This is a genomic window from Novosphingobium sp. CF614 (genome assembly GCF_900113255.1).
GTDB lineage: Bacteria > Pseudomonadota > Alphaproteobacteria > Sphingomonadales > Sphingomonadaceae > Novosphingobium.
The window spans coordinates 89,499-99,680 of the sequence record NZ_FOOR01000012.1 but is presented as its reverse complement, the minus strand read 5'-3'; the positions used below and the strand labels follow the sequence as shown (position 1 = coordinate 99,680).

Annotated in this window: 10 protein-coding genes, 1 tRNA gene and 1 pseudogene; 5 read left to right on the top strand and 7 right to left on the bottom strand. The window is 56.5% G+C overall.

The features are described 5' to 3' along the window. Positions 1–100: 100 nt before the first annotated feature. Positions 101–202 (bottom strand): annotated as a pseudogene (locus BM052_RS13715) (helix-turn-helix transcriptional regulator); the annotation flags it as partial. Between the two features lie 454 nt (positions 203–656). Here BM052_RS13715 and BM052_RS13710 point away from each other — a divergent pair. Continuing rightward, positions 657–1,031, top strand: a complete 375-nt coding sequence (locus BM052_RS13710) for a type II toxin-antitoxin system RelE/ParE family toxin (protein WP_369821535.1) — start codon at positions 657–659, stop codon at positions 1,029–1,031. Next, entirely contained in the window at positions 1,015–1,344 is a 330-nt protein-coding gene (locus tag BM052_RS13705) for a helix-turn-helix domain-containing protein (RefSeq protein ID WP_091147776.1), read from the top strand. Before BM052_RS13710 ends, BM052_RS13705 begins: the two co-directional genes overlap by 17 nt. A gap of 149 nt (positions 1,345–1,493) precedes the next feature. Here BM052_RS13705 and BM052_RS13700 read toward each other — a convergent pair whose 3' ends face one another. The 3 genes from BM052_RS13700 to BM052_RS19965 form a co-directional block, all read right to left on the bottom strand. Further along, a complete protein-coding gene (locus BM052_RS13700; RefSeq protein ID WP_091147774.1) occupies positions 1,494–2,354 on the bottom strand; it encodes a competence protein CoiA in 861 nt (286 codons plus the stop codon). A gap of 67 nt (positions 2,355–2,421) precedes the next feature. Next, positions 2,422–3,078 (bottom strand): hypothetical protein, encoded by a 657-nt coding sequence (locus tag BM052_RS19535; RefSeq protein ID WP_143084847.1) that lies wholly within the window; start codon positions 3,076–3,078, stop codon positions 2,422–2,424. 428 nt (positions 3,079–3,506) lie between these two features. Then, positions 3,507–3,683, bottom strand: a complete 177-nt coding sequence (locus BM052_RS19965; protein ID WP_177198478.1) for a ribbon-helix-helix domain-containing protein — start codon at positions 3,681–3,683, stop codon at positions 3,507–3,509. Positions 3,684–3,856: 173 nt separating this feature from the next. Between BM052_RS19965 and BM052_RS13695 the strand changes: the two genes are divergently transcribed. Both BM052_RS13695 and BM052_RS13690 read left to right on the top strand, forming a co-directional pair. Next, entirely contained in the window at positions 3,857–4,492 is a 636-nt protein-coding gene (locus tag BM052_RS13695; protein ID WP_091147772.1) for a hypothetical protein, read from the top strand. A gap of 99 nt (positions 4,493–4,591) precedes the next feature. Continuing rightward, on the top strand, positions 4,592–7,021 hold the full coding sequence (locus BM052_RS13690) for a hypothetical protein (RefSeq protein WP_143084846.1): 2,430 nt from the start codon (positions 4,592–4,594) through the stop codon (positions 7,019–7,021). A 160-nt stretch (positions 7,022–7,181) separates the two neighbouring features. Here BM052_RS13690 and BM052_RS13685 read toward each other — a convergent pair whose 3' ends face one another. The 3 genes from BM052_RS13685 to BM052_RS13675 form a co-directional block, all read right to left on the bottom strand. Further along, entirely contained in the window at positions 7,182–8,027 is an 846-nt protein-coding gene (locus BM052_RS13685) for a hypothetical protein (RefSeq protein WP_091147769.1), read from the bottom strand. Beyond that, a complete protein-coding gene (locus BM052_RS13680; RefSeq protein ID WP_091147767.1) occupies positions 8,024–9,220 on the bottom strand; it encodes a tyrosine-type recombinase/integrase in 1,197 nt (398 codons plus the stop codon). Before BM052_RS13680 ends, BM052_RS13685 begins: the two co-directional genes overlap by 4 nt. A 165-nt stretch (positions 9,221–9,385) precedes the next feature. After that, positions 9,386–9,462 (bottom strand) — tRNA-Met (locus BM052_RS13675). 362 nt (positions 9,463–9,824) lie between these two features. Here BM052_RS13675 and BM052_RS13670 point away from each other — a divergent pair. Continuing rightward, positions 9,825–10,178: a putative quinol monooxygenase gene (locus tag BM052_RS13670; RefSeq protein WP_091147765.1), complete on the top strand. Its 354-nt coding sequence runs from the start codon at positions 9,825–9,827 to the stop codon at positions 10,176–10,178. Positions 10,179–10,182 lie beyond the last annotated feature (4 nt).

Below are 10,182 nucleotides of genomic sequence, written 5' to 3'. Positions count from 1 at the left end.
ACCTCACAATCTCATGACGACGCCGTCTCGCCCAAAGCCTTGCAAATACGGCGCGACCTCACCCCAAGCACCCCTCCCGCGAAGCGGGTTCGTCCAAGTCGGGAAAGGTGCCTTCGGCCATCTTGCGATAGATGGTCGAGCGGGAAAGTCCGGTGCGGGCGAGAACAGTCTTCAAGCGGATTATGCGATCGGGGTTGGACATGGGCGTGTCTTTCAAATCATGGTTTCACAAGCGCCCCCATGAACTTGCATCGGATAACCTCCTATCCAATACAAGGGCGCTGTTTGGCCCCGTTCGGACCATGCATGGTAGTATCGGTGGAGAACGGCGGACGATTGCGGACCACGGCGGAAGCTGGCGTAATTTGGCGAAAGACTATCACCGATCATCGTCGGATCAGTTTTTGTCTCACCGTTGTCTTTTTGCCACATGCGAATGAGCCATAGTTGCCGCTATCTTAGCGGCATCGTGCTTTCTAAGGTGGAATTGTTCAAGACGTACCATCCTTTTCGATGGTCTGCCCGCCAAGGATCAGGCTGCGCCAAACCCTCCAGCTTCGCAAGAGGTGAGGGACGGGAGGGCGCCTGTCGAACATTGAAATATCACGCTATGTGTTATATATAGGCCTGCAAGCAGGAGACTGGCCATCACGCGTATCTTCAAGAATGGCTGGTTCGAACGCTTTGTGCGGAAGGAGAAGCTGGCAGATTCGGCGCTACGGGAAGCTGTGCAGCGCGCAGAAAGCGGGCTGATCGATGCCGACCTCGGCGGCGGTGTCATCAAGCAGCGCGTGGCGCGGCCGGGAAAGGGCAAATCGGGCGGCTATCGCACGCTGATCCTGTTCCGGCAGGGAGACCGAGCGATATTCGCGTTCGGTTTCGCAAAGAGTACGCAAGCGAACATATCGACAGCGGACTTGGCCCTGTTGAAGAATGCAGCGGCCGAGGCGCTGGGATGGAGCGGCGAGGAATTGGACCAGTTGGTGGCGTCGGGAACGCTGGTGGAGATTGAGCATGAGCACGAAGACTGACAACGGCTATCGCAGCGAGATCGCTGGCGCCATCCATGAGATGATGAGCGATGCGCACGACGCGGGCGTGGTATCCCGCGCAACGCTGCGCACATTCGATGAGGCGTGCCTGGCCCCGGTTCCAGCTCTGGCGGGCGAGGAAATCCGAGCGATCCGCGAGCGCGAGCATGTTTCGCAGCCGGTGTTCGCCGCCTACCTCAACGTCTCGCGCAATCTGGTGTCGGATTGGGAGCGCGGTGTGAAGCGTCCGGGTGGCCCTGCCCTTCGACTGCTCACCATCATTCAGCGCAAGGGGTTGCAGGCGGTCGCATAGTCGCCACTGACGGTTCACCTGCTTGTCGCACGTGGGCCGGTAGCGGAATGTCAGCTGACCGATTGAGTGCCCGAGATTGCTGCCTGTTGCGTTTCGATACCGGGAGCATTGGAGGGGTTTTTCTGCCATTGGTAAGCGCCCCAATTTGGTTATTCGGCGCGGTCGGTTTGTGACCCGAAAGCAGTCGCTCCGATTGGGTAGAAGCGAGTTGCAACGTCGACGCTGCGCGTCTCGACCATCACGTCGCGAAGAAACTTGCGCTTTGCTACGCGGAATACGCAACGAAGGGGCGACTGGCCATATTGCTCCAAACGAAACAGCCAATCGTCGCCGAAATCGACATACACCGGACAATCTGCGTTAAGCCACGTATTACGAGGCCGAACCCAATCATATTGCTGGTGACCGGTATAGTTCGCCATCACATCGTCCCGAATGGAGCTGAAAGAATTAGATGAATTTATGCGAACCATCGATCCCGTCCCTTGTGCAACATCGGGATTTTCGGATCGCCTCCAAAACAAGCCTTCATTCGCGCCGTGCATCCCACGCCTCGCCGGGACCCACACCAAGTCAGCCGCCATCTTTGAGTTCGGATCGGGAAGCATATGGTATAGGTCGAAGTTGCCCGAGAAACTCCGTCCATCGACAATCCATATCAGATTTTGATAGAACTTTTCGCGAGAAATGCGCTCGGCGTCCGTCATATCAGAATGTTGGACTTCAATGTAGATACCGGAGGGCGTCTTAATGTCTGCGCGGTGTATCTCACCATTGGGGGTTGTGTGCGAAACCTCGCGGCACGATACGGGAAAATGGCTTTTCCATTCCCGATGCCATTCGGTTTCGTTCTCCCACCACGGATCGCAGTCTCGTCGCCCTTCATGAGCCCAATGATGTAGAACACGCGGCCCGCACTTGGCGAGCATCACGGCTCCGCACATGGGACAGCTTGCCTTTCCGCGAGGAAATGCCTCGACAGGCTTGCCGTTTATCAACGCGAGTTGCATGATAGATGCCACATGATTTGCAACAATTCGACGTGAATACTGTTTTTAAATATATAAAATATCCGCTTTACTCATGCCAAAGTATTTCTCCAGAATTTGATGAAAAAACTAAAAATACAGGATTCTTGCAATATTTCGCCCGCAGTGTTGTTTCATAGCTTCCGCCTATTTCAATTTCATCCTTCCGAATTTCACATTTCTGCGGCTCCCGCGTGTCTCCATCAATCCAAGATATAACAACAGGATCAAACCACGCGCCAATTTTTAATGCTCTAGGAAAAAGGTCATTAGAAACACTGCTTTCAAGCTTTGATGTGAAAATTCTTGCATAGCTTCTCAAAAATCTGAAAAGCCTATCACCTTGTTTCTGTTTATTGAGAATAATTGCAATTCTTTTTGGATAATAAGGCGGGAAGCAATCGCCATATTTGCAGTAGTTATCCAAATTATGCCTAAATATTTCTATCTGCGCATTTATATTATTATTTATCTCCTTAAGTGAACTCCGAAAATCGTCTTCGCTTTGTAGCAATATTGGATGATAGTTGCTAATTTCCCCAAAACTCACAGAGCCAGTGCCTGCGCGTTCGAACATCAAATCAACCATGCGTCTCGCGCGTGCCGCACTTGATATTTTATTCAGATTGACTGAATCGATAAATGGTAGCGCCTCAAGGTCGGCAATAAGCCTATCCGTTTCTGTATAGCTTTGCCCGTCTGTCATATGCCCCCCATGCCCGCTTCAAAGCGAGGCTAACGATCGATGGAGCGAAGCTCAAGGTCTTCACAACGGATCGATTATCGACCAGTCTGGTGGCTTCCACTTGGCTAGTGAGCGGCGAATTCCAAGGCGATCAATCGAAGGGTAAGGCGACGGAACGGGCGCAAAGAGATCATGGCGTGGGTCTCCGAGAAGGCAGTTTTCCCACCCTTTACGCCGCTGGCGAGCCTTGGCGACAAGGTAAACCGGACCGACCGCTGCTCGGCGCATCAAATCGGCTTTCGAGCGACCGACGAGGGCGCGTAGCCGACCGGCGGTTCACGCCAAAACCGGCCCGCTGGCTCCGGGCCGTGAAGAAATCGACCGGTTTGTGGCTGCGGGATGGGGATAGCTCTTGGCCCCACCGGCAGGCGATCATCGTAGCGGGCTCGCTATTTGGGCAGCCCGGCCTGTCCCTGCAGCTTTTCCAGCCGCTCGACCTCTCGTTCAACCACATCGCGGATGAATGCCGCCCGGCGCTGCTTGCCAACCAGTTTGTCTATTCGTTCACCCAGCCCTTCAGGCAGGCGAATCACGGTCGATTTCACTTTGAGCGGCGGACGTCCCATGCCGGTTTCCTAGCCAAGAGAAGGACCCGCGCAATCGGAACCCGAATAACCGATATCGGGTATTGACGATTGGCCTCATCAGGGCTCATAAGTGATATCGGTTATTCGAATGAGTGGACGATTGTGGTTTTCTCGCTGGCGATCGTACCACCGCAATTGTGAAAGGAGTGGTGATGGCCGCACAGCATCCATCACGCCCTACAAGCGATGATTTTACCGCGTCCCGCCGTGCATTTCTGAGCGCGTTGGCGCTGTCTCCCGCAGTGGCTCCAGTGATACGGAACGAGGTGATCGGGCCATTGGGGCACGAAGCGCAACCGCTCTCGATACTGCGGCCAACCGACAACCCCCTTGTATTGCGACGCTCGGGCTCGGGACGCGACCTCAGCCGTTTCCGCTATCACAATGCCGAATGTTTCTTCGCCAGCATAGAAGGCGGCATAATCCGCCATGGATCTGACCTGCTCTATTACACCGGGATCGTGATCCAGTTGGGTCTGAGTTCGCATCTTCTGGATGTGGGTTTCGATGATGGATGGTGCGCACGCCATCTCGGACTGTACGTCGCCAAGTCGCTCGCCTACGCCAATGTCACGGGCCTCGATCACCGCGTGCCGGAAATGGACCGCCTCGCCGATATTCTCTCGCCCTACAGCCTGTGGCGGTATCCAGATTGGGACGGCGAGCGGGCGGTCTGTACCTACTCCCCTGCGGACATCTGCAAATTGACGCGTGCGCTGCTTGATCGGGTCGGCGACATAACCGGGCATCGGCGTTCGTCAGACGGGGTGACTGCGAGTCATGACTAATCGCCGCCCATTTCGGCGCCTCGTACGACCTATTATTCAGCCGATAAGGACTCGGGCACAGAATCCATCTGATCATACCGCCCCGGCATGGTGCATGGCATGGGATTTGAGCTGCAAAATCCGAGCGGTTTTCTCAATTTATTCCAATGGTGGCGGGAAAGCGATCACGCGCTTGTCCCGGAGCGTGAGGCGGAGCTGGTTCCGCCCTGCCACATTAATTTCGGTTCAGATCGCCTGTTCACCGTGCGAGTGGAATCAGCGCTGGCGAGTGACCGGCGTGCCGTGCCGTTCCCAGATGGCAGCGTTCGTCGGGTCATACGGGTTGATCCACGATCCCTTTTTGAACGGCTTGAGCCAATTTACGCCTGTATCGATGCCGTACAGCGCGGTGAGCTGCTTGGCGTGGTTCTATCGGGGACATGGCCGGTGTGGGTGTCCCGCAACGTCTCTGGCGCACGATCTTACGATGAATACGAAAACTGGCGCACCATCCTTCGCTGGGTCGAAGTGGTGACTACCTCACAGGAAGATTCAATTCTCCCAGCGGGGGAGCGTCCCGTAGTCATTTCCGTGCATGTCGAGTGGCCGGACCTGGATCATTTGAACGAAGCGGTCGCCGACCGCGAAGTGAGTGGCGCAATTTCGTACCGCGTTGCACTCAACGGCGAATCCGCTGAATTCCATATTGGAGCGAAGTGGCATCACGGCCTGCGGCGGCAAGACAACTTCGCAGAAATTGTCCTCGCAGCCACGCTTCTGCGCTGTATCGCCGAACTGCGGGGAGTTAAGGTCACGCTCGAAGACGCGCTGGACTATGTCCGGCGGGTCGTCGGCTCAGTTGATCTACGTTGGCGACACGCGCTGATGGCAGAGCGCCCCATCGAGGTGCTTCGCGCGCACGGATTGGTGAGTGAACGCTACCGGCATGTGCCTCTTTCTGCGGCAGCGTTGGTCAAATGTGGCTCGGCCCTCTCAGTTGCAGGTTCAAAGCCAGGGCAACGGATCGAGGGACAGGAGGCCTGCTTCGATTTTCTCACTAAGTTGCAAGCGGTGTTGTTGGAAACACTCTGCAAGGCAATCAGCCAATTCAACCGTGAATCGGTCGTGCTCACCGCGCTGGAGCAATACCAAATCGCCCTTGCGGAGCAGCGTAGCTGGGAGACGAGCGCTCGGGCATTGCGCAACATTCACGGGGTCGAAGGCGACCAGAAGGCAAGTTTCGAGCAGCGCAACCACATCAACGCGACGATCCGCGCTTGTTCGATTCTCACTGAAATCGCTGCTTCGCATGCCGTGCTCGATAACGGCTACGAGGTGGGCACCATCGATTTCGACGAATTGCAAGCGCTTGCACTTCAAGTTTTTGCGGTGTCCGATCTCATTCCCGCGTTACGCGGAGGGCAAATCAAAGCTGAGCTGAGGATCAGCCCGACCGGACATCTTCTGCACGACCATGAGTTTGGCGAAGCCGCACTTGGCCCGACAGTGCGTCTGTTGCATTCACAGGATCGCGCTGATCAAAGCGAAGCCTACAGCCGCCTCTATGAAGTGCCCGATCTCACGCCTGCCGAGCCTGATCCGCGCTTCTTCGAAGCACTAAATGCCGAGTATGGCGTACCAGCGGAAATCTTCGTGCAATTGGGGGACTTTCTTGTTCGCATCGCCATAGAAATTCAACTGTCGGCCTTTGCGATGCGGCGGTCAGAACTCCTCGCCCGATTGTCAGCATTGAGCATTGAGGGTGCTCCCGACTTTGCGCCAGTGATTGACCGGCTCACGCTCCCATGCCGCAATGGCTGGGATGATCTGCCAACCGGGGCGCAGAAGCTGGATTTTGACATCAGCCGGTTTGACCGTCGTTTCTCACTCATCGGTCGGCCGCTTGTGGCAATGACATCCGATGACGATCCATTGCTTGCCGTTGCGCCCGCCATCGTTGAACGCGCCGCAAGACACAACGTCGCCGGTGCATCAGTAGGTGGTCTTCAAGGTGATTTTTGGGTCAGCAAAGCGATGCGTAGCTACGTGGGCCGTGCAGGAGAGCACTCCGGCATGGAATTCAATGAGCGAGTAGCAGATGTGGTGGAAGCGCGAGGACTTACAGCGGCAGCATCGGTCAAACCGTCGGCCTGTCTGAACCACAAAGCGACAGACGAGTTGAAGCGATTGGGCGACATCGATGTGCTCGCCTTTTCGCCCGATGGGAAACACGCATGGGTCATCGAAGCAAAAGACATCAAGCTGTGCCGGACCCTGTCCGAAACCGCGAGGCGCTTGTCGGAATATCGCGGACTACCGCTGCCAAACGGTAAGCCGGATAATCTATTACGGCATCTCAACCGTGTTGCCTATATCAGAGAGAATGCGGCTGATCTCGCAAAGCGGAACAATTTGCCGGAGATTCCTGAGGTGCATGGCTTAGTGATTGTCGATGTACCGCAGCCCATGACATTTGTGATCGCCAGCGAATCTAAAGATGCTCGGTTTGTTTGTGTTGATTCATTGGATGATATCAACTGGACACCTTAAAATTGGCTCGCCGCATGGGCATTTGAAACAATAGAACTAGCTTCCGGGCGAAGTTGTCCGCGCAGGCATGCGTAGTCACAAGAAAATGAAAATGCCTGTCAGCGAATCTTGGAGGGCGTAATCTCTTCCAGGCGCGCGAAGACTTTTTCGGCATAGCGGGTCAATTGATCCCGGCGCGGCACGTCGCCGGACTCGTCGGCATTGGCTTCGAACCATTCGGATAGCCAAGCCAATCCTTGATAGTGTGGACCGACGCTGCCCGGTCCTTCAGGTCCAACGTGCCTAGCCGGGGATCGCCGATCAACGAGATAATTGCTTCCTCGTAGCGGTACTTGGTGTTTCGCCCCGGACCGCCTCTGCGCTTCGGCTTGCTCATCGCGAGCATTCTCTCGACATCATCGCGATGGAGATAGAGATCAGCCGGAAGGGACATGGCGGTCGGGAAGCGCATGACCATGCCGCGATCTTTGCTATGCTCCGAGAACAGAAAGTAGCGCAGCCGACCAAAAAACTGCCTGCGCCTGAGGGGAACCCGCTTCTTGCGGAAGCGGGGGCGATAGTAGGCTTGCGGACCGTCCACCCTTTGCAGGTAACGCAGGACCTCGTCAAAAAGTCGGTCTGACGCATGGGGCAGTTCCAGCGGGACCTCGGGGATACTCAGGCCATATTGATACGCTTGTCGTAACAGGTGCGGTGCCGCTGTGGCCGCCAGCATGATCAACGTGAGATAGTAGAAAAAGCTCGTCGTGCCTGGATACGCTGCCGAGATCAAAAGACCGATCATGGATAGGACGGACAAAAAGCCGAACGCGAAGCTGACAACGAAAGCTACATTGTAATACCGCGCGATGGGCGACCTGATCTGACTGATAATCGCCGCGTTCGCGCTCAAGCCATTGTCGAGATCGTCCGATCTGAATTGAGCCAGCACTTGCCAGAGCGGAACATCGTCGGCTTCATCCCCATCCGCGAAGTTTTTCCATCCTTCACCTGGGGAACCTGTCATCTGTTTCCTCCGTTTCGCAGTTCATCCAGATAGTCGCTCCACCATTGCGCCATTTCAACACGTTCGGCCCAATAGGCCGACTGATTGTAGATGCGCCGTATCTCGCCGGACACCGTATGCGCCAGCGCGCGCTCGATCGCGTCCGGGTTCCACTTGCCGCATTCGTTCAGCAGAGACGATGCCGATGTCCGGAAACCGTGCGCGGTCATTTGCTCTTTCGTGTAGCCCATACGGCGCAGGGAGGCGGCGACGGTATTCTCGGAGATTGGGCGTGCTCGCGTGCGAACGGATGGGAACACGTATTTCCCTTTCCCCGTCAGGCCGCGCATACTTTCCAGAATGTCCAGCGACTGCCGCGACAACGGCACCGCGTGAGGCTGACGCATTTTCATTTTCTCTGCCGCAAGCGTCCAGATTTTCTTCTCAAAGTTGATCTCGGCCCATTCCATGTGCCTGAGTTCGCCGGGGCGCTGAAACACATGCGGCGTAAGCTTGAGCGCATGCATCACTGCCGGATCGCCCACGTAGTCCTCAATGGACCTTAGCAACCCGCCGAACGCGACTGGATCGGTGATCGCAGCGAAATGCTTGGCCCTCGGCTGGATGAGTGCGCCCAGCAACAATTGTGCAGGATCACGGTCCGCCCTCGCGGTCGCCGCTGCGTACCGGAAAACCCGACTGGCAAAGGAACGAAGCCGTTTTGCAGTTTCGTACCGTCCCCGCCGTTCGTGGCGTCTGATTTCGTGCAGCAACTCGGCTGGGCTGATCTCGGTGATTGGCCTCCGGCCAAATTCGTTGCCAAGCAATTTGATCAGCCAGCGATACTTTTCGAGCGTGCGCGGAGAGACCCCTTCCTTTTCCCGCTTGGCAAGCAACTCCTCTGCGACCTTGGCGAAGCTGTTTTCCGCCCGCATGCTCGCTTCGATCCGCGCCTGCCGCTTGGCGGCATTGGGATCAATGTCATGAGCCAGCAGTCTGCGGGCCTCATCCCGCGCCGAACGGGCCTCGGCCAATGTGAATTGAGGATATGGGCCGATAGCCAGTTTTCGCTCCACGCCGTTCCGGCGGTATCGGACGCGCCAAAGCTTGCTGCCTCCCGGATTGACCAACAGATAGAGGCCCTGCGAGTCCGTGACCTTGTAGGGCTTTTCCTTAGGCTTGCAGTTTCGGATTGCGGTGTCGGTCAGCGCCATGGGGGCCTCGCTTTTGCGGGGGGCTTTCCAAGGCCCCCAAATTATGCCCTGATCGACCGCAATTGTAGGCAAACAAGGGCAGTCGCTGACAACCAGCGAATGCCCTTAAACTAGCGGAAAAGTGGGATTTTTTCAACCTTTGGCGACTATCGCCAAACAGGATGTTGGTAGCGGAGGAGGGACTCGAACCCCCGACACGCGGATTATGATTCCGCTGCTCTAACCGACTGAGCTACTCCGCCATACCAAGACCGGCCGCGCCATTCGGCGTGCCGCAGCTTGATGTCGTGCGCCGGATGACCGGCGGCACAGGCCGGGTCCTTTAGGGGGGAGGGTTCTTGTGGTCAACACCGAAAAGCAGGCCTGATGCCGACGAGTGCTGCGTTCCACGCGACGGGATTTTCCCGCGGGTGATTTTGTCGGGGCGAACGCGCGGGTTCGGGTGGGTCTGGCGGGGCCACACCGCGTGGACTTCGACCGGCACGATCCATACGAGGGGTGCTTGCTTCGGCGAAGACTTGCCTGCGTGCTACTTTATCGATCAACACGCGACGGTACATGGGGAATCGTCCGCGCGCGGGCGCGTTTCGGTAAGGATTGAACAATGCAGGGCGAAATCTATTCCATCTACCATTTGACGATCGAGCCGGCGAACTTCGAGGCCTTCAAGGCTCTCGTCGAGCAGATCGTCGAGGCGACGGGCAAGGAGCCGGACACGATCACCTACGAGTATGTCGTCAATGCCGATCGCAGCGCGGTGCATATTGTCGAACGCTATCGCACTGAGGGGCTGCTTCCGCACGTCGAGGAAACCTTCACGCCTTTCGCCGACCGGTTCCTGGCGCTCGCCAGAATCGAAAAGCTCTATGTCTATGGCGAGACGACGCCGGAAATCCGGGCCAAGCTCGATGGTTTCGGGGCCGAATATCTCACCGCTTTCGCGGGTTTCTCGCGTTGATGGA